The organism is Halobacillus litoralis (assembly GCF_009856355.1).
In the GTDB taxonomy this organism is placed as follows: Bacteria; Bacillota; Bacilli; order Bacillales; family Halobacillaceae; genus Halobacillus; species Halobacillus litoralis_B.
The window spans coordinates 118,027-139,734 of record NZ_WMEW01000004.1 but is presented as its reverse complement, the minus strand read 5'-3'; the positions used below and the strand labels follow the sequence as shown (position 1 = coordinate 139,734).

Here is a 21,708-nt window from a genome sequence, read left to right as displayed (position 1 = left end):
GCTTGTAAGAAGATCATCGTTTTTATACACGGTGTTCTCTGCTGTGAAACCTGCATGGGCATGAATAATGCGAAGCAGACCCTCATGATAAAACGAAATACAGCTGTACGAAGAGCGCCGTTCAATATTAGAACTGCGCTTTTTTTAACCGCGTTTCTGTATGCGGGTGTCTGTGTAGTTTTATATAAGTCCGTATGGAGAAGACGACCGCAGCCGCGTACCCGGTTATCAGCAGGCTGTATATGATATATAACGTCTGTTCATTCCATGGAGCATAGGTAAGCAGGGTGCGGCTGTTTGTCAAAATGATAAAACCACCTGCAGCAACCCCCAAAACGACAGGAGGGAGTTTTTTTACAAGCCAGGCTGCCAGAGGAGCGGCCATGACTCCGCCAATGACAAAAGCCAGGACCAGCAGCCAGCTGAGCTCTTCCCATCCAAGAAAGAGTAGAAAACCAGCCGTTGCGGATAAGGTAACGATAAATTCACTCGTATCTACCGTACCGATCACTTTTCTGGGAAGGATTCCTCTACTGGATAACAGGACCGGAGTATTCACGGGTCCCCATCCGCCGCCGCCTACCGCATCAAGAAAACCCCCCAGGAAACCGAGAGGGAACAAGAACCGGCGTCGGAACGGTTTTTTTTCTGACTTCAAAGGTTTCGTCCTGCTCATAAGTAAAAAGCGGATGACTACATAAACGCCCAGCCCTAATAAAAAGATTGAGATGTACGGGCGGATCAAATCACCTGGAACCCAGCTGAGCAGGGCAGCGCCTGTAAAAGCACTGATCCCACCAGGAAGAGCAAGTGTTAAGACGAGCCGTTTGTCCACGTTCCCGAATTTATAGTGGGAGAACCCGGAGGCCGCTGTTGTGGCAATCTGGGACAAGTGGATAGAAGCTGAAGCCACCGCCGGAGCCATCCCGTAGGCAAGGAGAATGGTGGAGGAACTTAAACCAAACCCCATTCCGAGTGCCCCATCCATCAATTGGGCCATAAATCCGACCAGTGAAAATATCAGTAATTTCTTCATCGTACCTCTCCTTTTGATTAAACACATAAGATTACTTGGTTTTAACCATGAAGAGGGACAAAAAACCTCTTCATCCAGAAGAGGTCAAGCTTCCTCTCCTTATCTTTCAGACCACCGTCTGCTGGAATGAGCACCTTTTCCTAAGTGAGGTTGCTGCGGGATCATCAGACCAGTTTCCTCCCCCGGCTCTTTATAAGGATATATGTAGCCCGCTTCCAAAGCGGAATTCACAAGTACATGAATAATATATTCAAAGCTAAAACATGGATGACAATTTGTCAATGGTTTACAATGAAATAAACAGAAAACTAGTAATATTTGAAATGCATGTTGACATATCTTTAAATCAGGTCTAATATTTGAATCAAATCTTTTGAACAAAATCTGGAAACATTTTTCTTATCGAGAGAGGTGGAGGGACTGGCCCTTCGAAGCCTCGGCAACGGATCTGTCACCACGAACAGAAACTGTGCCAATTCCAGCAGGTGATTGACACTTGGAAGGATAAGAAGAACGGTTGAATCGCGAATGATGACTCTCCTTTCTTCTTATATCAGAAGAAAGGTTTTTTTGTTGAAGATAAGAAAGGAGGAGCTTATGAATACGAGTGCACCAACGTATGAAACATTCACCGGGGACCCTCTGCTCCACATGGACTTTGAGGATGGACACAAGGGAGCCAGGCGTGTCATTGAATGGGCCTACGGGCATTATGGAAAGCAGCTCGTTTATGCGTGCAGTTTCGGTGCTGAAGCGATCGTACTGCTTGATTTTATTGCAAAGGCACAGCCTGATGCCGATGTCGTTTTTCTGGACACAGGCCTTCACTTCCAGGAAACCTATGATTTAATTGAGAAAGTGAAGAATAGGTATCCGAAACTGAACATCCATATGAAAAAGCCCGATTTGACCGTGGAGGAGCAGGCGGAGAAGCATGGACCGGCCCTGTGGAAAAGAAACCCAGATCAATGCTGTGCGATCAGGAAGATCAAACCGTTGGAAGAAGCCCTTACAGGAGCGACGGCCTGGATGTCCGGGTTAAGAAGGGAACAGTCCGCAAGCCGGAGCCATACAAATTTCGTGAACAAGGATGAACGCTTCCAGTCCATTAAAATATGCCCCTTGATTCACTGGACATGGGAAGACGTATGGGATTATATCCGACTAAATAGCTTGGATTACAATGAATTACACGATCAAAGCTATCCAAGTGTCGGCTGCATTCCCTGCACAGCGAAAGCACTGGATGATGGCCGTTCAGGAAGGTGGCAGGGATTCAATAAAACCGAGTGTGGACTCCACACCGCAGGAGATACGAAACAATAAAGGAGAGATGGTTTATGTCAATTATTCAACCGCATGGTGGACGCTTAATCAATCGCTTTACAGAAGAGCCGCAGTCACTGCCGGAGCAGAGGATCGAACTTGATGCGATGGCTTTGAGTGATATCGATCTAATCGCCAATGGAGCCTACAGTCCGCTTCAAGGGTTTTTAACACAGGAAGATTATGAAAACGTAGTGGAAGATCTCCGCTTGAAGGACGGCACCCCATGGAGTCTTCCGATCACCCTGCCGGTTTCTGAGCAGCAGGCCGCTTCGTTAACTGGCCGAGCAGCGCTCGTTAAGGACGGCACGGTTTATGGCGTGATTGAAATCGAAGATATTTTCAAGCCTGATAAACAAAAAGAAGCCGCAAAGGTCTACTTAACAACGGAAGAGGCTCACCCCGGCGTCAGTAAACTTTACAACCGGCCGGACTATTATGTCGGTGGGAAAATCGAAGTATTCGCAAGACCGGAACGTGAGCATGGAAACCATTATTATCTTGATCCCGCAGAGACGAGGGAACGATTCCAAGAAGCCGGATGGGAAAAGGTGGTCGGCTTCCAAACACGCAACCCCGTACACCGTGCTCATGAATACATTCAAAAAGCAGCCCTTGAAAGCGTCGACGGCTTATTTTTGAATCCACTCGTTGGGGAAACGAAAAGCGATGACATCCCAAGTGATGTGCGCATGAAGAGCTACGAAGTGCTGTTGGATGAATATTATCCGAAAAACCGGGTTACCCTGGCTGTCTTCAATGCGGCGATGCGTTATGCAGGCCCGAGGGAAGCGGTGTTTCATGCGATTGTCCGTAAAAACTTCGGATGCTCCCACTTCATTGTCGGACGTGACCATGCGGGTGTCGGCGATTATTACGGTACATACGATGCCCAGAAAATTTTCAGCCATTTTGAAGAAGGGGAGCTGGAAATTACACCGGTCTTCTTTGAACACAGCTTTTACTGCAGAGCCTGTGAGGCCATGGCTTCTCATAAAACCTGCCCGCATGACAAGGAACATCACGTGATTTTATCCGGAACAAAAGTGCGCGAGCTGCTCCGCAACGGGGAAAAACCTCCGAAAACGTTCAGCCGTCCGGAAGTCGTCGACGTGTTGATCGAAGGACTCAAACAACAGACAGCGGATGCAAAGGGGTGAACGATATGGCGACGAATCTAACATGGCATGAAGCCGCTGTACAAAAACAGGATTACCGCAGGAAGAATGGTCATTACAGTGGAGTACTCTGGTTTACCGGCCTGTCAGGGGCTGGTAAATCCAGCATTGCCAACCACTTGAACCGGCTGCTTTTTGAGCACGGCATTCAGACATACCTGCTTGATGGGGATAATGTCCGTCATGGATTGAACCAGGACCTGGGTTTTTCTGAAGCGGACCGGGCAGAAAATATCCGACGGATCGGTGAAGTATCCAAATTGTTCACAGACAATGGTTCCATTGTTTTGACAGCCTTTATTTCTCCGTACAGGCAGGACCGTGATCGTGTCCGTTCTCTTTTGGCAGAGGAAGAGTTTATCGAAGTCTTTGTCGATTGTCCTGTTGAGGAATGTGAAAGCAGGGACCCTAAAGGATTATACAAAAAAGCGAGAGCGGGTGAAATCTCCGGCTTTACAGGCGTGGACGCCCCGTATGAGGCACCGGTGAATCCGGAATGTATCGTGCGGTCTGATCAGCATTCCATCCAGGCCTGTGCCGAGCAGATTTTTCAACTTCTTATTGATAAAAAGTGGTTGAACGACAAGGAGGGATAACGTGACCAAAGTATATATTGTCGGGGCAGGTCCGGGCGACGTGGATCTCATTACCGTTAAAGGTCTTAAAGCTGTCCAGCAGGCGGATGTGGTGCTGTATGACAGACTGATCAACCAGGATCTTCTGGAAGAGACGAAAGCAGGGGCGGAGCTTGTCTTCTGTGGGAAAAGGCCGGATCATCACGCGTTGTCTCAGTCGACCATCAATCATCTGCTTGTTAAATACGCGCTTCAAGGGAAAGTGGTGACACGTCTCAAAGGGGGAGACCCCTTCGTGTTCGGCCGTGGAGGTGAAGAAGCAGAAGCTCTTGCAAAAAGGTCCATTCCTTTTGAAATCGTCCCGGGGATTACCTCAGGGACGGCTGCTCCTGCTTATGCCGGCATCCCCGTCACACACAGGGATTACAGTTCATCGGTCGCATTCATTTCCGGAGTCAGTAAAAAAGGGACAGATGAGGAAGCGTATTGGGAGCGGGTCGTAAAGAGTATGGATACACTCTGTATATACATGGGAGTCAAAAGGCTTCCTGAGATTTGTGAACGGTTGAAAAAATACGGGCGTCCAGCGGATACACCGATGGCACTCATCCAAAATGGAACAACGAGCAGCCAGAAAATGGTGAAAGGGACGATTGATACCATTGTAGAAAAGAGCCGCTTCATCGAAAATCCTGCCATGATAGTAGTGGGGGAAGTAGTGGAATTAAGCAGCCACCTCCAATGGTTCAATCCCGCCGCATCTGACGTCCAGACATCTGAACAAACCGTAGTAGGGTAGGAAATGGAGGAAGACGATGAAAGCTGTTCTGTATGTGAGTCACGGAAGCAGAAGAAAAACAGCCACCAGACAGGCGGAGGACTTTTTACACCGTGCTGCGGGTGCCCATGACCGGCCTTATGAGATTTGTTATTTGGAACTCGCTCATCCTGATATAACAGAGGGGATGAGACGCCTCGTGGAAAAAGGAGCCGATGCCGTCGTTGTGCAGCCGGTCCTTCTATTAAGTGCGGGGCATTATTATAAGGATATCCCGGAAGAACTCGACAGAATTTCCGGCAGTTATCCTGAGCTGACGATTTCATATGGAGAGCCGCTTGGTGTGCAGGATAACATTATAAAAGCGCTGGCAGAACGAATACAGGAAACGAATCCACCCGTTGGAAAGGAAACAAATATCCTGTTAGTCGGAAGGGGAAGTCATCACCCGGATACACCGGCAGCGGTCGAAAAGATTGCAGGACGCCTGGGAGAAGAAATGAGTGGAACCTCTGTGGACGTGTGTTACCTTGCAGCCCTTTCCCCTCGTTTTTCTGAGGCTTTCCAACGCTCGGTCGAGGCTTATGAGCATACGATCGTTGTGCCATACCTCTGGTTCACGGGTGTTTTGATGGAAGAGATTCAAGCAGTTGTTCATCAGGCTGTTCAGCGGGGATATTCTGCTGCTGCCGCCCATCATCTCCAGGATCACCCGGCGATGGAACAGTCGCTTCAATTCCGGGTGAACGAGGCGCTGAACAAACTTTCCAGAGTGGAGTGATTAGTCAATGAAGCCTTTATCCATCGATTTATACAAAAAGAGGGTTGTCATTGTTGGAGGAGGTAAAGTAGCCGAAAAACGTATGAAATCTCTTCTGCCGGAGGATCCCGAAGTGACTGTCATCAGCCCTGAATTGACAGAGAATCTTCGACAGCTGTGGGAGGAGGGAGCTTTTGAGTGGAAGCGGAAGCCCTATGCCGAAGGCGATGCTTCCAGGGCTTTTCTACTCATAACGGCTGCTGATCAGCTGGAGGTTAATGAACAAGCAGAGGCTGAGGCGAAAGAGGTCCCGCTGATCAATCGCGCCGACAATGGCGGGGGGAATGTTCATTTTCCCGCCCACATGAAGAGAGGCAGGCTTTCTGTATCTGTTACAACGAACGGAGCCAGCCCGAAATTGACAGCGGGAATCAAACAGAAATTCGAGGAACAGTTTCCTGAAGATTACGGAAGGTACGTGGATTTTTTGTTCACGATGAGGAATGTCCTGCGGGATGCCGGGTTTTCACCTGACCGGCGTCGTTTTTATCTGGAAGAGGGATTGAAGGAAAGCTGTCGATCCAGGGACCAGCAGCAGTTACTATTGCAGGAGATACATAAGGAGAAGGGGGCGGATGACTGTGAAAGGACTGACCGGTAAAAAGATAGGGGTGGCGGCCGATCGGCGGGCGGATGAAATTGCCAGGCTGATTCGGAATATGGATGGCTCCTCCTCCGGTTTTCCCATTCAAGGCTCGCACCAGTACAATCAGGAAACGGCACGGAGAGATGTTCATCACTTTTTAAAAAAACACTTTGATTATGTTTTGTTAACGACTGGTATAGGAGCTCGTACATTGGAAGAGGCAGCCGCGGGCATTGGGCACCGGCGTTCTTTTATTAAAAAATTGTCTGATGAATCCCTTCTTATACGCGGACAGAAAACCGCAGACTGGTTAAAAGAACAGAACCTTACTTATGAATGGATGGCTGAAGACGGGACAATGGCAAAGCTGTTGTCCTATATGGAGAAAGATACAGGAAAAGCCGGTAAAAGCGTGTATTTACAGGCCTATAATCTTGATGATGCTGCCTTAAAGGAAAGCCTTGAGGAGATGGGATACGACGTATATTTATCGAAACCCTATTCGTTCCTGCCTCCGGATCCACAAATTCTGGGCAGACTGCGAAGGGAAATAACTAAAGAAAATCTGGATGCCGTCGTTTTCACCAGTAAAACCCAGGTGAAACAGCTGTTTTCGAACGAACATCAGCCGGTTGTCGATGCCTTTAATCGGAATGTTCTGGCTACAGCTGTCGGAAAAGTAACAGCAGCAGCTTTGGAGGAGCAGGGGATTTCTTATGTCCTGCAGCCTGAAAAAGCGAAAATGGGTGCAATGATTGTAGCGTTGGAGCGTTATTACCGGGAGGGAGCGCACACGGCCGCTCATTTTTGACTATGGAGGTGACAGAATTGTCGTTACAAGTAATCAACAGTCCGTTTAATAAAGAGCAGACGGAATTATTGAACCAGCTGCTTCCAACATTGAATGAGCAGCAGAAAATCTGGCTCAGCGGCTATCTGGCCGCAGGGACAGACAGCGGAAGTGGAGCAGCGCAGGAAATAGAAGCAGAAGAGACGGCGGTGAAAACAAGACACGTCACTCTTTTATATGGATCACACACAGGAAACTGCCAGGCGCTTGCGGAAGATTTTTCAGGAAGGTTGAAGGAAAACGGACTGCAGGTTTCTGTCGAAGATATGGACCGCTACAAACCGAAGTCATTAAAGAAGGAAGAAGATCTGCTGATCATTACCAGTACCCATGGAGACGGCGACCCTCCGGATAATGCCCTCTCCTTTTATGAATTTCTGTACAGCAGGCGTGCACCAAAACTGGACGGCGTCCGGTACAGCGTCCTTGCACTGGGAGACAGCTCATATGAGTATTTCTGCCAGACAGGTAAGGATTTTGATAAGCGCTTGGAAGAGCTTGGGGCTGAACGTTTTGTAGAACGCGTCGATTGTGACCTTGACTATGAAGAGGAAGCGGAAGATTGGATAAACAAGGTCGTTCATTCTTTGGGAACCGCTGCAGAAGAGAAGAAGGGGAAGACCGCTCCGAGTCCACAAGCCGCCGGCCCGGTTTATACGAAGAAAAATCCATTTTCGGCCGAAGTGCTGGAAAATATCAATTTAAACGGCCGCGGTTCCAATAAAGAGACACGGCATCTCGAACTGGATCTGGAAGACTCCAGCCTGGAATATGAGCCGGGGGACAGCCTTGGGATCTATCCGATTAATGAAGAGAAGCTGGTCGATCAGTTAATTACTCTGATGCAGTGGGACCCTGAGCTCTCGGTCACCCTCAATAAAGACGGAGAGGTCCGTGCATTACGGGAAGCTCTTTTGTCCCACTTTGAGATTACCGTACTTACTAAACCACTGATTGAAAAACTGGAACCTTTCACCAGTAATGAAAAACTGCAGGAAATCCTGGCCTCCAAAGAAACGCTCCAAACATATATCGAAGGAAGAGATCTGCTTGATCTTCTCGCAGACTTTGGCCCTTGGGAGCTTGGAGCGGAAGAGCTGATTCAACAACTTCGAAAAATCCCGCCTCGTCTGTACTCTATAGCGAGCAGCAGGAAAGCGAACCCGGATGAAGTGCACTTGACTATCGGCACAGTGCGGTATGAAAGCCATGGAAGGCCCCGGCTTGGTGTTTGCTCAGGGCAGTGCGCAGAACGCATGGAGCCTGGCGGGAACGTCTCCGTGTTCGTCCAGAAAAATTCGAATTTCAAACTTCCTGAAGATGGATCAGCCCCTGTCATTATGGTTGGTGCTGGAACCGGAATTGCTCCATACCGTGCATTCCTTGAAGAGCGGGAAGAGCTTGGAGCAGAGGGGAATACCTGGTTATTCTTCGGCGAACAGCATTTCACGACGGATTTCCTTTATCAAACCGAATGGCAGCGCTGGCTCAAAGACGGCGTCTTATCCAGGATGGATGTAGCCTTTTCGAGAGATAATGAAGAAAAAGTGTACGTACAGCACAGAATGACCGAGCGGAGCAGAGAACTCTTCGAATGGCTGGAAGCCGGAGCTTATCTCTATGTATGTGGAGATGAAAAGCATATGGCTAAAGATGTCCATCAGGCACTAGTGTCCATCGTCCAAAGGGAATCCGGACGGTCGCTGGAAGAAGCGGAAGCATACGTGGCAGATCTCAGGCAGCAGAAACGCTACCAAAGAGATGTATATTAACCATTATTGATATTGAAAGAACGGAAAGGAGAGGTCGAACCATGACAAAATCCGAACAGCCCTCTCATCAGACACAGGGACCTCCGGATGTAATGGAAAAAATCAAGGAGGACAGCCGTCTTCTGCGTGGCTCTCTGGTAGAGAGTTTTCAGGATTCTATTACCGCAAGCATTCCCGACGATCAGACGAAACTATTGAAGTTTCATGGAAGCTACATGCAGGATGACCGGGACATACGAAATGAACGGAAGAAGCAGAAACTTGAACCTGCCTACCAATTTATGGTGCGTGTCCGGCTCCCGGGCGGTGTAGCCACCCCTGAACAATGGCAGACAATGGATGAGCTTTCAGACCAATATGGCAATGGGACATTAAAGCTGACGACGAGGCAGACATTTCAAATGCATGGCATTTTGAAATGGAATATGAAAAAAAGCATCCAGCGCATGGATCAAGCGCTCTTGGATTCCATTGCCGCCTGCGGAGATGTCAACCGGAACGTGATGTGCAATGTATACCCGGACCAGTCCGATGTTCACAGGGAAGTATATGAGTGGTCGAAGAAGGTAAGTGAACATCTTCTGCCTAGAACAAGGGCCTATCATGAAATCTGGCTGGATGAAGAGAAAGTGGCGGATGGTAGAGAAGAAGAGCCGATCTATGGTCCTGTTTATCTTCCACGGAAATTTAAAATCGGGGTGGCCGTGCCTCCTTCCAACGACGTAGATGTCTTTTCACAGGATCTGGGTTTCATCGCTGTTATTGAAGACGACCAACTCGCCGGCTTCAACATTGCCGTCGGTGGAGGAATGGGGATGACCCATGGAGATGAGAATACGTATCCTCAGTTATCTCGAGTCATCGGTTTCTGCCCGGCGGACAAAATTGTAGAAACGGCTGAAAAAGTAGTCACGATTCAGCGGGACTATGGAAACCGGTCCAACCGCAAAAATGCGCGGTTCAAGTATACGGTTGACCGTCTGGGAGTGGACTGGATCCGAGAGGAACTTGAAAGCCGCCTCGGCTGGGAGCTGGAAGAGGCAAGGGATTACAACTTTGATCATAATGGGGACCGCTACGGCTGGACGAAAGCTGCCGACGGCACCTGGCACCACACCTTTTTTATTCAAAACGGCCGGATAAAGGATGAAAAAGCGTATCAGCTGAAGAGTGGGCTGAGAAAAATTGCTGGAATTCATGAAGGAGACTTCCGGTTGACGCCGAACCAGAATGTGATGATCGCGGGTGTGACAGATGCAAAAAAAGAAGAAATATCAGCGGTCATCGATGAGTATGGACTGACCGATGGCAGGCAAAATTCCGCGCTGAGGAGAAATTCCATGGCGTGTGTTGCTCTTCCGACCTGCGGGCTGGCGATGGCAGAGTCTGAGAGATATCTTCCGTCTCTTATCGATAAGCTGGAAGATATACTCGATGAATACGGACTCTCGGAAGAAGAGATCATTATCCGTATGTCGGGATGCCCCAACGGATGCTCCCGCCCGGCTCTTGGTGAGATTGGATTCATCGGAAAAGCCCCGGGCAAATACAACATGTATTTAGGAGCTGGATTTGCAGGAGACCGTTTGAACAAAATCTATAAAGAAAACATCGGTGAAGAAGAGATTCTTCAAGAGTTAAGACAAATGTTTAAGGAATTTGCGCTGAACCGTTCAGAAGGTGAAAAGTTCGGGGATTTCGTTATTCGAACCGGCTATGTGAAGGCTGTTTCTTCAGGCACAGAGTTTCACTCCTCCTGATCATCTGTCACCTGCCGGCTGTCTCTGCATATCTTGTAGGGGAAACGACAGGCAGAGAGGTGCAGGATAATGGATGATAAAAAGAGTCAGCTCCCCGGTTTTTTTGAGCATACGTTTATGGATCTAATTCGGGCCGTGGACTCGTTTTTTGATCACTCCCTACAGGGAGTGGAGCCCTTGTTCCAAGGAGGTTCATTTCCGGTGGACATTTATGAAACCAACGGGGAGATTGTGGTGGAGGCTGTTCTAACGGACGTGCAGGAAAACCAAATCCGTATTGACCGTTCCGGCCGGCAGCTCCGTATTCTTATTGAACAACAGCAGATGCGTGAAGTGAATGATGAAGTTCGTGACTATTACAGACGGACCCATTTTCTGAAAAGTAGAGAGCAGACGGTCGAACTGCCATTTGAAGCGGATCCGAACAGCAGCCGGGCTTCGTTTCATAATGGAGTATTAAAGATTGTCTTTCACAAGCGCGGACCGCTGGAGTCCATTCCGATCGAAGAATGAGAGGGAGAGAAGTGTAACCGCTTCTCTTCCTTTTTCTATGGCATATATATGAAGGGGGAGGGGGAAGGCTGTGTATAGATACTGGGTTCCCTGCTGCTGGAGGCCGGTCATCCCGATTGATGCAAGACCTGCACCTTCATACCCGGAGGTGGAGGTATCTTCGTTCAGAGAATCCGCCATGACGCTGCAGGAGTTCATAAAAGAAGCCGAAGGACTCGTTGAGAAAATTCATGACGATGAGTCTTACGCAGGGCAAATTATGATGGCGGCCCAGCAGTCCGATGATGTAAAAGTGGTGAACCTGCTTGGTGAATATCTATCGAGTCCATTTCAGACTGCTTATAACCCTGACCGCCTGAAAGTTACCCTGGGGACGTCAGGAGGGAGGCGGGACTGCTGCCGGCTGACGCTTATACTCCGCTGGAGATAAAAAAAGCTCGAAGAGAACAAATCATGTTCTCTTCGAGCTTTTTTTTACAGCAAAATGAATCATTAATGTCCAAGCGAGCGTACGATAAATTCAACGAGAAAGATCATGGCGATGAATACGACTGGAGTGGACAACTCCCGATGTCTGCCCAGGGCAAGCTTTACGATCGGGTAGGCGATAAACCCGAAAGCCATTCCGTCAGCGATGGAATACGTGAAAGGAATCATCACGATGATTAAAAACGCCGGCATGGACTCAGACAGCTGATCAAATGGAATCTCTTTGATATTCTGAACCATAAGCGCTCCTACGATGATCAGAATCGGTGCAATCGCTGTGGATGGAACCATGGAAATCCACGGGATTAAGAACAGCGTGGCTCCGAAAAGAACGGCCATCGTCAGTGCTGATTTCCCTGTTTTTCCTCCCGAGGCAATGACAGCTGCACTCTCTGCGGATGAAACCGTCGGTGATGTACCGAGGAATCCGGTGGTTAAGGCTGAAAAAGCCGTTGCCTGATAGGAACGTTTGAATTTGTCCTCCTGATCCAGCATGGAGAGCTGACCGTGGATCAGACCCATGTTTTCAAAGATGAGCACAATAGCCAGCGGGAAAACCGCCATCCAGAAACCAAACCCGAGAATACCGGAAAAGTCCGGGAGCAGAAGCCAGCTCTGCTCCTGGATATCGATGCTTTTTCCACTCTCTCCAAGCAGTCCTGTGAAGTGTGCGAGGACAGTCCCGGCGATCATCGTCACTAAGAAGTTGCCGGGGACGTTTCTCGAAAATAGAAAAATCCCGATAAACAGGGTGATGATACTGGTAATCACCATGGCGGACGATGGGTTGCCCAGGGTGATCAGGGAGTGTTCACCTTTGACGACAAGGCCTCCCTTTTCAAGACCGATCAAGGTCAGGAACAATCCGAGACCAACGGTGATGGCGTGCTTCAAAGAAGCAGGTATGGCGTGTTTAAGCCAATCGCCAAGCCTTGTAAAAGCAGTAATCAGAAAGATGATGGAAGCCATCGTCACGACGGCCAGTCCCTGCTGAAACGACATCCCGGTCCCTTCTACGATCGAGTAGGCAAACAGCGCATTGACACCCATCCCGGGGATGAGAACCATCGGTGCATTCGCATAAAAAGCCATGATCAAGCAGCCTAACGCGCTGGCAAGAATAGTAGCGACCATACCGCTCTCAAGCGGCAGTCCCGCACTCTCCAGAATCTGACTGTTGACGGCTACGATGTAAACGGTTGTGAAATAACCGATCAAGCCCGCCAGTCCTTCTTTTTTCCAGCCCGCCTGTTGATGTTGCTGATTGAGCATTTCAATCCCTCATATGAAATTATCCCTCTCCCGCCCGGTTACCGAGTAACCCACAATCTACTATTCTACTCTCTCATCAAAGAACAATCAACCAGTCAAAATATGGAGGTTATGAAAAGGAAGGAAGAATAAAGTGGAATGTGATAAGATGGTGGAGGAATGTTAGAATGTAGTAAGCGTTTTCATAACTTACCTGTTCAGGTTTATATAGAAAGGAAAGGGATCTTTATGAAGTACAGATCTGTTTTTGATATCATCGGTCCTGTTATGATCGGGCCCTCCAGCTCCCATACCGCAGGGGCCGCCCGCATCGGCAGAGCCGCCCGCCATTTATTCGGCAGAGAGCCGAAGTATGCCCATATCCATCTTTATGGATCATTTGCAAAAACCTACAAGGGGCATGGAACAGATGTAGCAATCATTGGCGGCCTTCTGGACTATGAAACCTATGATGAAAGAATAAGCACTTCCCTTGATACAGCAAGAGCTTCGGGAATGAAAATCCGTTTCCACGAAGAGGATGCCCATACAGATCACCCGAACACGGCCCGTGTGAAAATTGGTGATGATGACGGGGAACTGGAGCTCGTCGGTATTTCCATTGGTGGAGGGAAGGCTGAAATCACGGAATTGAACGGCTTTGAACTCCGATTATCAGGAAGCCATCCGGCTATCCTTCTTATTCATAATGATCGGTACGGCGCTATTGCATCCGCCACAACGATTCTGGCAAAAAATGAGATCAATATCGGTCGGATGGAAGTTTCCAGAAAAGCCCAGGGTGAACAGGCCTTGATGGTGATCGAAGTTGACCAGAATATTGGTGATTCCATACTTAATGAATTGGAACGCGCAGACCACATTACACAAGTGGCTAAAATCTCAGACTAGACACAAAGGAGTGTTCACATGTTTCGTAATGTAGCAGAACTTATAGAGCTTGCTGAAAGTGAGCAGATACAAATTTCTGAAGTGATGATCCGCCAGGAAATGGAAGTGAAACAGCTTTCAAGAGAAGAAGTCTATGCCCATATGGAAAGGAATCTCGACGTCATGGAAAAAGCCGTTGAAGATGGCTTGAAAGGCGTGAAGTCCCACAGTGGATTGACCGGAGGGGACGCTGTACTCATTCAGGATTACATGAAAAACCATACCCCGTTGTCAGGCCAGCTGTTGATGGACGCCGTCAGCAAAGCTGTCGCCACCAATGAAGTCAACGCAGCGATGGGGACGATCTGTGCTACGCCGACAGCCGGCAGTGCTGGTTGTGTTCCGGGGACTTTGTTTGCCGTTAAAAATCAGCTGAATCCATCACGTGAGCAGATGGTCCGGTACTTGTTCACCTCAGGTGCGTTCGGTTTCGTTGTTGCCAATAATGCTTCGATTTCAGGAGCAGCGGGCGGATGTCAGGCAGAAGTCGGATCCGCGGCTGGAATGGCAGCAGCGGCTATTGTGGAAATGGCAGGAGGGACGCCTTCCCAGTCTGCAGAAGCCATGGCAATCACCTTGAAGAACATGCTTGGGTTGATCTGTGATCCGGTTGCAGGACTTGTCGAAGTCCCATGCGTCAAACGAAATGCTATGGGAGCTTCAAATGCTGTTGTAGCGGCAGATATGGCCCTTGCGGGTGTGACAAGCAGAATTCCATGTGACGAAGTCATCGATGCGATGTATAAAGTCGGCCAGCGGATGCCGTCAGCCTTCAGGGAAACCGCCCAGGGAGGGCTGGCTGCAACACCGACCGGCCGCGAGCTTGAAGCAAAAGTATACGGAATATCTTTAAAGAAAGAGTGAATGATGTGCTGCAGCAATCGATTAGTGAAATCAAAGGAGTTGGAGAAAAACTGCAGTCCCACTTAAATGAACTGGGACTGTTCACAGTAGAGGATCTTCTCTTTTATTTTCCGCACCGTTACGATTCCTATGAAGTCAAGCCGCTGACGGAACTGGCTCATAATGAAAAAGCGACCATCGAAGGGGAAATCGTCTCTGAACCGGTCGTCAGCTATTACGGTCGGAAAAAATCGAGGCTGACCTTTACTCTGCAGGTGGAGCATTTTGCTGTTAAGGCGGTTATGTTTAACCGGGCGTTTGCGAAGAAACAACTGCAGCAGGGTGACACCGTCACGGTTACAGGGAAATGGGATCAGCAGCGTCTGCAGGTGACGGTTAGTCAATTCAAAAAAGGGGAGTCGAAAAGTCAGGCGCCGATTCAGCCCGTTTACACACTGAAGGAAGGTGTGAACATGAACACCCTCCGGAAAGTTATGACAGCTGCCTTCCAAGAGTATGGTGGATCCATTAAGGAAATCCTTCCTGAGGATCTCGCGCTTGCTTACAAGCTCCCTCCAAGACAGCAGGCGCTGCATCACATGCATTACCCGGAGAGCCGGGTGATGCTGAAACATGCCAAGCGCCGGTTTGTTTATGAGGAGTTTTTAATCTTTCAGTTGAAAATGCAGCTTCTCCGCAAGCATAACCGTGAATCGACGCAGGGAATTGTCCAAAGGTATGATAATCAGAAACTCACCGATTTTGTCCAGTCCCTGCCTTTTGAACTGACAGGGGCGCAAAAACGCTCCCTTGCAGAAATATTGAAAGATATGAAGCGTCCGCATCGAATGAACCGGCTCCTGCAGGGGGATGTAGGTTCGGGCAAAACGGCCGTTGCCGCCATTGCTCTTTATGGTTCCATCACAGCAGGCTATCAGGGAGCCTTGATGGTCCCTACGGAGATCCTTGCAGAGCAGCATCATCAGTCTTTGTCGGCTATGTTTGAAGGCCGTGCCCGGGTAGAGCTGCTGACAGGGTCTGTGAAGGGGAAGAAGCGTCAGGAAATTCTAGAAGCTGTCAAAGCGGAAGAGATTGATATTCTTGTAGGAACGCATGCACTCATCCAAGATGAAGTAGTATTCAGCCATCTCGGCTTTGTGATCGTGGATGAGCAGCACCGTTTCGGTGTGGAACAGCGGCGTACCTTAAGGGATAAAGGACTTTCCCCGGATGTTTTATTTATGACCGCTACACCTATCCCCAGGACGCTTGCCATCACGGCTTTTGGTGATATGGATGTCAGTGTCATTGATGAAATGCCGGCCGGCCGTAAGCCTGTAGAGACCTACTGGGTGAAGGGTGAAATGACAGACCGTGTCCTGAATTTTATTAAGAAGGAAATCGATCAGGGCCATCAGGCGTATGTCATCTGTCCCCTCATCGAAGAATCTGATCAACTGGATATTCAGAATGCGATCGATCTGTACCACCAGCTCAGCAGCGTCTTTGAGCCGGACATTTCTGTCGGCCTGATGCATGGACGCCTTCATAATGAGGAAAAGGAAGAAGTCATGAAGGAATTTGCGGATAATCAGTTGAATATCCTTGTCTCCACTACAGTGGTGGAGGTGGGTGTGAACGTTCCCAATGCTACGATGATGGTCATCTATGACGCTCAGCGTTTCGGACTTTCCCAGCTTCACCAGCTCCGGGGCAGGGTCGGACGTGGATCTGACCAGAGCTACTGTATCCTTCTTGCTGATCCCAAGGGGGATGTCGGAAAAGAACGGATGCGTATCATGACAGAAACGAACGATGGCTTTGAATTGTCGGAGCAGGACTTAAAGCTGCGGGGGCCGGGAGACTTCTTCGGGAAAAAGCAGAGCGGTCTGCCTGAATTCAAAGTAGGGGACATGGTTCACGATTACCGTGCCCTTGAAACGGCGAGAAAAGATGCTGCGGAAATGATCGAAGGAAATATGCTGGAGCAGAATGAATCCTACAGCTCGCTGAAGGAAAGGGTCTATAAGGACAAGCAGATCATGGAGAATGTTCTGGATTAGAAAAAGGAACACGTCCCGGGAAGGGGCGTGCTTTTTCTTTCCTTCCTATTTTCATCGCTGAACAGCATGGATTTTTCAATGAATGGGTTTTCAGTCCTTGCGTTCTGGATTCCGGTATTATATATTACTATTAGTACCTAGTCATAAAAAGGGTTATGGCTGAATGAACGGTGGTATTTGTGTGAAAAAAAACAAAAGAGTACGTCAGGAAGAACTGAAAGCACGTATTGAGCAAATGCCTTTCACGACGGATGAAGAACTAGCGAAATCTTTTGGTGTCAGCATACAGACCATCCGGCTCGACAGGATGGAGATGGGAATTCCCGAACTGCGTGAACGGATTAAATCCGTTGCCACCCAGGAATGGAATGAAACAGTAAAAGCCCTGCCGGTGGAGGAGATCATTGGTGAAGTCGTTGATTTAGAGCTGGATGACCGTGCCATCTCCATATTGGATATCCGCCCGGAACACGTTTTTTCAAGAAACCATATCGCCAGAGGCCACCATTTGTTTGCCCAGGCCAACTCCCTTGCTGTCGCTTTGATCAATGATGAGCTGGCTTTAACCGCCCGTTCCACCATTCATTTTTCAAGACCGGTCAAACTGGGGGAACGTGTTGTAGCGAAAGCGACAGCCAAAGGTGAGGACGGTAAAGGGCGGACGATCGTGAATGTCCACAGCTTTGTTGGGAATGAAGAAGTGTTTGCCGGTACATTTGAAATGTACCGCTCGAATCAGTAAAGGAGTCGAATGTTCATGAAGTTAGCCATTGATGCGATGGGTGGGGACAACGCCCCTGAAGCCATTGTAAAGGGAGCGGTAAAGGCCGCGGATACGATTGATGGGTTATCCATCACACTCGTAGGGGATGAAGCAGAAATCCGCCCGTTTTTGAAAGATCAGCCTAATGTAACGGTTTTACATACAACAGAAGTGATTACCTCTGAAGACGAACCTGTCCGCGCGGTCCGCAGGAAGAAGAAGGCTTCCATGGTCATGGCAGCGGCGGAAGTGAAAGAGGGACGTGCGGATGGATGCATTTCTGCAGGGAATACCGGAGCTCTTATGAGCGCGGGTCTTTTCATTGTCGGCCGTATGCCGGGGGTGGAACGTCCAGCCTTGAGTCCGACCCTGCCTACAATGGACGGGAAGGGCTTTTTAATGCTGGATGTTGGAGCGAATGTGGATGCTAAACCAGCCCACCTGCTGCAGTATGCCGTCATAGGGTCCATATATTCTGAGAACGTCCGCAGAATCAACAAGCCGAGAGTAGGTTTGTTAAACGTCGGGACGGAGGATGGAAAAGGGAGCGACCTTACAAAACAGGCGTTCCAGCTTTTGAAAGAAGCACCGATTAACTTCATTGGAAATGTGGAAGCCCGTGATCTCCTTAATGGTGTGGCGGATGTTGTCGTCACAGACGGGTTCACAGGTAATGTGGCTTTAAAAACGATTGAAGGAACGGCACTTACAATGTTCTCCATGATGAAAGAGACGTTTATGAGCAGTTGGAAGACGAAAATTGCCGCCGGTCTTGTTAAGGATGACCTGCGCGGTTTGAAAAACCAGCTTGATTATAGTGAATATGGCGGAGCCGGTTTGTTCGGACTTGCATCCCCCGTCATCAAAGCCCACGGCTCATCGAATGAGCGTGCGGTCCTGAATGCGATCCGCCAGGCGTGTGAAATGGTTGAACTGAATGTCACGGACACCATTGCTGGTACGCTGAGCCGGATGAACGAAAAGGAGGAATCAGAATGAAGAAGACTGCCGTTGTTTTTCCCGGGCAGGGATCCCAGGAAGTCGGTATGGGACGAGCGATGTATGAAGCCTATCCATCTGTGAAAGAATTGTTTGATAGAGCCGACGAAGTGCTTGGGTACTCACTTACGTCATTGATGTTTGAAGGACCTGCTGAGGAGCTTACGAAAACCGAGAATGCCCAGCCGGCTCTTCTGCTGAACAGCATCGCCATTCAGCAGGTGCTGACAGAAGAAGGGGTTACACCGGACATGACCGCCGGTCACAGCCTCGGTGAATACAGCGCCCTGACAGCAGCCGGCGCGCTGGATCCGCTTGAAGCGGTTCAGCTTGTCCATATCCGCGGAAAGCTCATGGAAGAAGCGTACCCGACTGGAAAAGGTACAATGGCTGCTGTACTTGGACTTTCCCAGGAGGAAATCGAGGATATCCTGACAGGGTTTGATGGAGATAAAGCCGTTGATCTCGCTAATATTAACTGTCCGGGACAGATCGTCATCTCCGGTACAAAAGAAGGTGTGGAGGCAGCTGGGGAACAATTGAAGGAAAAAGGGGCAAAGCGTGTCCTTCCTTTAAACGTCAGTGGACCTTTCCACTCCCGTCTTATGGAGCCGGCGAGTGAAGAATTTGCGGGTCATCTGAATGACCGTACGATCAGAGATGCCTCTATTCCGGTATATGCCAATGTGTCTGCAGAAGCCGTTACAGAAGCGGAAACGATCGAGCGTCTGCTTGTAGAGCAGCTGTATTCCCCTGTGCGCTTCCAACAGATTCTTGAGGCGTTTGTGGAAGAGGAAGTCGATGCCATTGTAGAAGTCGGGCAGGGGAAAGTTCTCAGCGGACTTGTTAGAAAAGTCCAGCGCCGCATGAAGACGTTCAGTGTCCAGGATCCTGACACATTAAAGGATTTCATAGAGTGGTATAAGGAGGAAGCCTGATGTTACAAGATCAAGTGGCTCTCGTTACAGGAGCATCACGTGGCATAGGCCGTGCCATTGCTTTAGAACTTGCCCGAAAAGGAGCTAAAGTAGCGGTCAACTATGCGGGAAGTGAAGAGAAGGCGGAAGCTGTCGTGCAGGAAATTATTGCATGCGGCGGTTCAGCGATGAAGATTCAGGCCGATGTAGCCAGTGAGGAAGATGTGAAGCAGATGGTGAAAGCTGTCGTGGATGAGTTTGGTCGTCTGGACATCCTTGTCAACAATGCTGGAATCACAAAAGATAATCTTCTTATGCGTATGAAGGAAGAGGAATTTGATTCTGTCATCAATACCAATTTGAAAGGCGTATTCCTCTGCACGAAGGGGGTCACCCGTCAAATGATGAAGCAGAAGTACGGACGCATCATTAATGTGGCCTCTATTGTCGGCGTTTCCGGTAATCCGGGACAGGCAAACTATGTGGCTGCAAAAGCCGGGGTCATCGGAATGACGAAATCCAATGCAAAAGAGCTCGCCGCCCGGAATATTCAGGTGAATGCCGTAGCCCCTGGGTATATCACGACAGATATGACGGACGCTCTCACGGAGGAACAGCGTGAGCAGATGCTCGCCCTCATTCCGTTGAAGCGCCTCGGGGACGGGGAGGACGTGGCCAGAGTTGTCCGCTTCCTTGCCTCTGAAGACGCCGCATATATGACTGGTCAGACGCTTCATGTGGATGGCGGAATGGTCATGTAAAAACCACTATGGTTTTTCACTGCAAAATTTACTATAATGACTGAAGGGAGGTGAGGTTCCAATGGCAGAAACATTTGATCGCGTAAAACAGATCATCGTCGACCGTCTAGATGTAGACGAATCCAAAGTAGTTATGGAAGCTTCCTTCAAAGAAGATCTAGAAGCAGACTCTCTTGACGTAGTCGAGCTTGTAATGGAGCTTGAAGACGAGTTTGATATGGAAATTTCTGATGAAGAAGCTGAAAAAATTAATACAGTTGGCGACGCTGTGAATTACATAAGCAGCCAGTCATAAAAAGGTCAGCTGTCCGTTATTTAACGGGCAGCCTTTCCTGTATTCAGAAACTTTAAGTAAAGGACAAGGTGATTTATGGGTGATTTCTCCAGTTTCCAGAAGAAAATAAATCAATCATTTCAGAACATTTCGTTACTGGAGCAGGCTTTCACGCATTCATCTTATGTGAATGAGCATCGTAAAACAGACCGGGAGGACAATGAACGTTTAGAATTCCTCGGGGATGCCGTTTTGGAGCTGGGTGTTTCCCAGTATTTATACCGGGAGTTCCCGGATATGGCAGAAGGGGAATTGACGAAGTTCAGAGCTTCCATCGTCTGTGAGGCTTCATTGGTTGAGTTTGCCAATGAACTCAATTTTCAGGATTTGATTCTTCTCGGCAAAGGGGAGGAACTGACAGGCGGACGTAACCGGCCGGCATTACTGGCCGACGTGTTTGAAGCCTTTATCGGTGCGTTATACCTCGATCAGGGGTATGAGGCGGTTATTCAATTTCTGAAAACCTACGTTTACCCGAGAGTCCAAAAAGGTGCTTTTTCTCATGCGATGGATTATAAGAGCCAGCTGCAGGAGTTTATACAGCGGGATAAAAACAGTAAAATTGAGTACGAAATTGTGGAAGAAAGAGGCCCAGCACACAGCCGGGAGTTTATCGCTCACGTGAGGATCCAGGATGACATCGGAGGTATCGGCGTCGGGCGTACGAAGAAGGAAGCGGAGCAGAAAGCTGCTCAGCAGGCTTTAGAGAATCAGGGCGCGCGATTTTAAAAAGGACCGTCACCAGCCTTCAGCGGCTGAGGACGGTCCTTTTTCTCATCTGCGGTACTGTCCGAGTTCCTGAACAAACGCCTGGATCTCGGACACGCTGAGTTGGCCCTTCATGTTGATAATGTCATAGAGGGATTTGATTTCTTCATATTTGTTTAAATCATAATCCTCCGGCTTCATAAGTGAACGATTGACCACCTGCAGTTTATCGGCCATATCGTCGATCATAAATGCAAGATTTTCCTGTTTTGGTTCTTGTAAACTCAAAAGCTGATTCCTCCTTCGGCTGACTATATCCGGTTATTACATATGATAAAGGACTTTGTCCAATTATGAAACCCTTTGACGGAAGGAAAAGAACGCTGAAGGCTTCCTACCGTAGGGAAAGCGTTTATGATAAAATATATTAGTTGA

The 21,708-nt window shown here is 48.8% G+C and carries 23 protein-coding genes and 2 riboswitches; of the genes, 20 read left to right on the top strand and 3 right to left on the bottom strand.

All coding sequences use genetic code 11. From position 1 onward, the window contains the following. Positions 1–127: 127 nt before the first annotated feature. The gene (locus GLV97_RS08125; protein WP_160840232.1) at positions 128–1,036 is read right to left on the bottom strand and encodes a sulfite exporter TauE/SafE family protein; all 909 of its coding nucleotides are present in this window, start codon (positions 1,034–1,036) and stop codon (positions 128–130) included. 96 nt (positions 1,037–1,132) lie between these two features. Then, a riboswitch (SAM riboswitch) is annotated at positions 1,133–1,235 on the bottom strand. A gap of 197 nt (positions 1,236–1,432) precedes the next feature. Further along, a riboswitch (SAM riboswitch) is annotated at positions 1,433–1,547 on the top strand. Between the two features lie 86 nt (positions 1,548–1,633). Here GLV97_RS08125 and GLV97_RS08120 point away from each other — a divergent pair. From GLV97_RS08120 to GLV97_RS08070, 11 genes are all read left to right on the top strand, one after another. Further along, positions 1,634–2,362: a phosphoadenylyl-sulfate reductase gene (locus GLV97_RS08120; protein ID WP_160840233.1), complete on the top strand. Its 729-nt coding sequence runs from the start codon at positions 1,634–1,636 to the stop codon at positions 2,360–2,362. A 14-nt stretch (positions 2,363–2,376) separates the two neighbouring features. Then, positions 2,377–3,522, top strand: a complete 1,146-nt coding sequence (sat, locus tag GLV97_RS08115) for a sulfate adenylyltransferase (protein ID WP_160835560.1) — start codon at positions 2,377–2,379, stop codon at positions 3,520–3,522. A 5-nt stretch (positions 3,523–3,527) separates the two neighbouring features. After that, a complete protein-coding gene (gene cysC, locus GLV97_RS08110; protein WP_160835561.1) occupies positions 3,528–4,136 on the top strand; it encodes an adenylyl-sulfate kinase in 609 nt (202 codons plus the stop codon). Between the two features lies 1 nt (position 4,137). Next, entirely contained in the window at positions 4,138–4,914 is a 777-nt protein-coding gene (gene cobA / locus GLV97_RS08105) for a uroporphyrinogen-III C-methyltransferase (protein WP_160835562.1), read from the top strand. 16 nt (positions 4,915–4,930) lie between these two features. Next, complete coding sequence (locus tag GLV97_RS08100) at positions 4,931–5,674, top strand: sirohydrochlorin chelatase (protein ID WP_160840234.1); 744 nt, start codon at positions 4,931–4,933, stop codon at positions 5,672–5,674. A 7-nt stretch (positions 5,675–5,681) separates the two neighbouring features. Continuing rightward, positions 5,682–6,314, top strand: a complete 633-nt coding sequence (locus tag GLV97_RS08095; protein ID WP_160835564.1) for an NAD(P)-dependent oxidoreductase — start codon at positions 5,682–5,684, stop codon at positions 6,312–6,314. Beyond that, complete coding sequence (locus tag GLV97_RS08090; RefSeq protein ID WP_202409569.1) at positions 6,289–7,110, top strand: uroporphyrinogen-III synthase; 822 nt, start codon at positions 6,289–6,291, stop codon at positions 7,108–7,110. The genes GLV97_RS08095 and GLV97_RS08090 overlap by 26 nt, the downstream gene beginning before the upstream one ends. 17 nt (positions 7,111–7,127) lie before the next feature. Then, the gene (locus GLV97_RS08085) at positions 7,128–8,921 is read left to right on the top strand and encodes an assimilatory sulfite reductase (NADPH) flavoprotein subunit (protein WP_160835565.1); all 1,794 of its coding nucleotides are present in this window, start codon (positions 7,128–7,130) and stop codon (positions 8,919–8,921) included. Positions 8,922–8,962: 41 nt separating this feature from the next. Then, positions 8,963–10,681, top strand: coding sequence for an assimilatory sulfite reductase (NADPH) hemoprotein subunit (gene cysI / locus GLV97_RS08080; RefSeq protein WP_160889470.1), 1,719 nt, complete (start codon positions 8,963–8,965; stop codon positions 10,679–10,681). 201 nt (positions 10,682–10,882) lie between these two features. Beyond that, a complete protein-coding gene (locus tag GLV97_RS08075; protein WP_160889469.1) occupies positions 10,883–11,194 on the top strand; it encodes an Hsp20/alpha crystallin family protein in 312 nt (103 codons plus the stop codon). A 70-nt stretch (positions 11,195–11,264) separates the two neighbouring features. Continuing rightward, positions 11,265–11,624 (top strand): hypothetical protein, encoded by a 360-nt coding sequence (locus GLV97_RS08070; protein ID WP_160889468.1) that lies wholly within the window; start codon positions 11,265–11,267, stop codon positions 11,622–11,624. Positions 11,625–11,686: 62 nt separating this feature from the next. On the opposite strand, the gene GLV97_RS08065 is transcribed toward GLV97_RS08070, so the two are convergent. Next, a complete protein-coding gene (locus tag GLV97_RS08065) occupies positions 11,687–12,955 on the bottom strand; it encodes an NCS2 family permease (RefSeq protein ID WP_160889467.1) in 1,269 nt (422 codons plus the stop codon). Positions 12,956–13,183: 228 nt separating this feature from the next. On the opposite strand from GLV97_RS08065, the gene sdaAB reads away from it, so the two are divergent. The 9 genes from sdaAB (at position 13,184) to rnc (ending at position 21,294) form a co-directional block, all read left to right on the top strand. Continuing rightward, on the top strand, positions 13,184–13,846 hold the full coding sequence (gene sdaAB / locus GLV97_RS08060) for an L-serine ammonia-lyase, iron-sulfur-dependent subunit beta (RefSeq protein ID WP_160889466.1): 663 nt from the start codon (positions 13,184–13,186) through the stop codon (positions 13,844–13,846). Positions 13,847–13,864: 18 nt separating this feature from the next. Beyond that, positions 13,865–14,749 (top strand): L-serine ammonia-lyase, iron-sulfur-dependent, subunit alpha, encoded by an 885-nt coding sequence (sdaAA, locus tag GLV97_RS08055; protein WP_160835571.1) that lies wholly within the window; start codon positions 13,865–13,867, stop codon positions 14,747–14,749. A gap of 5 nt (positions 14,750–14,754) precedes the next feature. Continuing rightward, a complete protein-coding gene (recG, locus tag GLV97_RS08050; RefSeq protein WP_160889465.1) occupies positions 14,755–16,791 on the top strand; it encodes an ATP-dependent DNA helicase RecG in 2,037 nt (678 codons plus the stop codon). A gap of 163 nt (positions 16,792–16,954) precedes the next feature. After that, positions 16,955–17,533 carry a transcription factor FapR gene (gene fapR / locus GLV97_RS08045; protein ID WP_202409570.1) on the top strand — a complete coding sequence of 193 codons (579 nt, stop codon included), beginning with the start codon at positions 16,955–16,957 and terminating at the stop codon, positions 17,531–17,533. 15 nt (positions 17,534–17,548) lie between these two features. Then, positions 17,549–18,553 (top strand): phosphate acyltransferase PlsX, encoded by a 1,005-nt coding sequence (plsX, locus tag GLV97_RS08040; protein ID WP_160889464.1) that lies wholly within the window; start codon positions 17,549–17,551, stop codon positions 18,551–18,553. Continuing rightward, entirely contained in the window at positions 18,550–19,491 is a 942-nt protein-coding gene (gene fabD / locus GLV97_RS08035; protein ID WP_160835575.1) for an ACP S-malonyltransferase, read from the top strand. Before plsX ends, fabD begins: the two co-directional genes overlap by 4 nt. Continuing rightward, on the top strand, positions 19,491–20,231 hold the full coding sequence (gene fabG / locus GLV97_RS08030) for a 3-oxoacyl-[acyl-carrier-protein] reductase (RefSeq protein ID WP_160835576.1): 741 nt from the start codon (positions 19,491–19,493) through the stop codon (positions 20,229–20,231). Before fabD ends, fabG begins: the two co-directional genes overlap by 1 nt. A gap of 61 nt (positions 20,232–20,292) precedes the next feature. After that, positions 20,293–20,526 carry an acyl carrier protein gene (acpP, locus tag GLV97_RS08025; protein WP_027954176.1) on the top strand — a complete coding sequence of 78 codons (234 nt, stop codon included), beginning with the start codon at positions 20,293–20,295 and terminating at the stop codon, positions 20,524–20,526. A 75-nt stretch (positions 20,527–20,601) separates the two neighbouring features. Next, a complete protein-coding gene (gene rnc, locus GLV97_RS08020; RefSeq protein ID WP_160835577.1) occupies positions 20,602–21,294 on the top strand; it encodes a ribonuclease III in 693 nt (230 codons plus the stop codon). A 45-nt stretch (positions 21,295–21,339) separates the two neighbouring features. Here rnc and GLV97_RS08015 read toward each other — a convergent pair whose 3' ends face one another. Continuing rightward, a complete protein-coding gene (locus tag GLV97_RS08015; protein WP_160835578.1) occupies positions 21,340–21,561 on the bottom strand; it encodes a DUF1128 domain-containing protein in 222 nt (73 codons plus the stop codon). Positions 21,562–21,708 lie beyond the last annotated feature (147 nt).

Coding starts and splice junctions, on each gene's coding strand:
- GLV97_RS08125 (WP_160840232.1), bottom strand. CDS start 1,036: ATGAAGAAATTACTGATATTTTCACTGGTCGGATTTATGGCCCAATTG.
- GLV97_RS08120 (WP_160840233.1), top strand. CDS start 1,634: ATGAATACGAGTGCACCAACGTATGAAACATTCACCGGGGACCCTCTG.
- sat (WP_160835560.1), top strand. CDS start 2,377: ATGTCAATTATTCAACCGCATGGTGGACGCTTAATCAATCGCTTTACA.
- cysC (WP_160835561.1), top strand. CDS start 3,528: ATGGCGACGAATCTAACATGGCATGAAGCCGCTGTACAAAAACAGGAT.
- GLV97_RS08100 (WP_160840234.1), top strand. CDS start 4,931: ATGAAAGCTGTTCTGTATGTGAGTCACGGAAGCAGAAGAAAAACAGCC.
- GLV97_RS08095 (WP_160835564.1), top strand. CDS start 5,682: ATGAAGCCTTTATCCATCGATTTATACAAAAAGAGGGTTGTCATTGTT.
- GLV97_RS08090 (WP_202409569.1), top strand. CDS start 6,289: ATGACTGTGAAAGGACTGACCGGTAAAAAGATAGGGGTGGCGGCCGAT.
- cysI (WP_160889470.1), top strand. CDS start 8,963: ATGACAAAATCCGAACAGCCCTCTCATCAGACACAGGGACCTCCGGAT.
- GLV97_RS08065 (WP_160889467.1), bottom strand. CDS start 12,955: ATGCTCAATCAGCAACATCAACAGGCGGGCTGGAAAAAAGAAGGACTG.
- sdaAB (WP_160889466.1), top strand. CDS start 13,184: ATGAAGTACAGATCTGTTTTTGATATCATCGGTCCTGTTATGATCGGG.
- sdaAA (WP_160835571.1), top strand. CDS start 13,865: ATGTTTCGTAATGTAGCAGAACTTATAGAGCTTGCTGAAAGTGAGCAG.
- fapR (WP_202409570.1), top strand. CDS start 16,955: ATGAACGGTGGTATTTGTGTGAAAAAAAACAAAAGAGTACGTCAGGAA.
- plsX (WP_160889464.1), top strand. CDS start 17,549: ATGAAGTTAGCCATTGATGCGATGGGTGGGGACAACGCCCCTGAAGCC.
- fabD (WP_160835575.1), top strand. CDS start 18,550: ATGAAGAAGACTGCCGTTGTTTTTCCCGGGCAGGGATCCCAGGAAGTC.
- fabG (WP_160835576.1), top strand. CDS start 19,491: ATGTTACAAGATCAAGTGGCTCTCGTTACAGGAGCATCACGTGGCATA.
- acpP (WP_027954176.1), top strand. CDS start 20,293: ATGGCAGAAACATTTGATCGCGTAAAACAGATCATCGTCGACCGTCTA.
- rnc (WP_160835577.1), top strand. CDS start 20,602: ATGGGTGATTTCTCCAGTTTCCAGAAGAAAATAAATCAATCATTTCAG.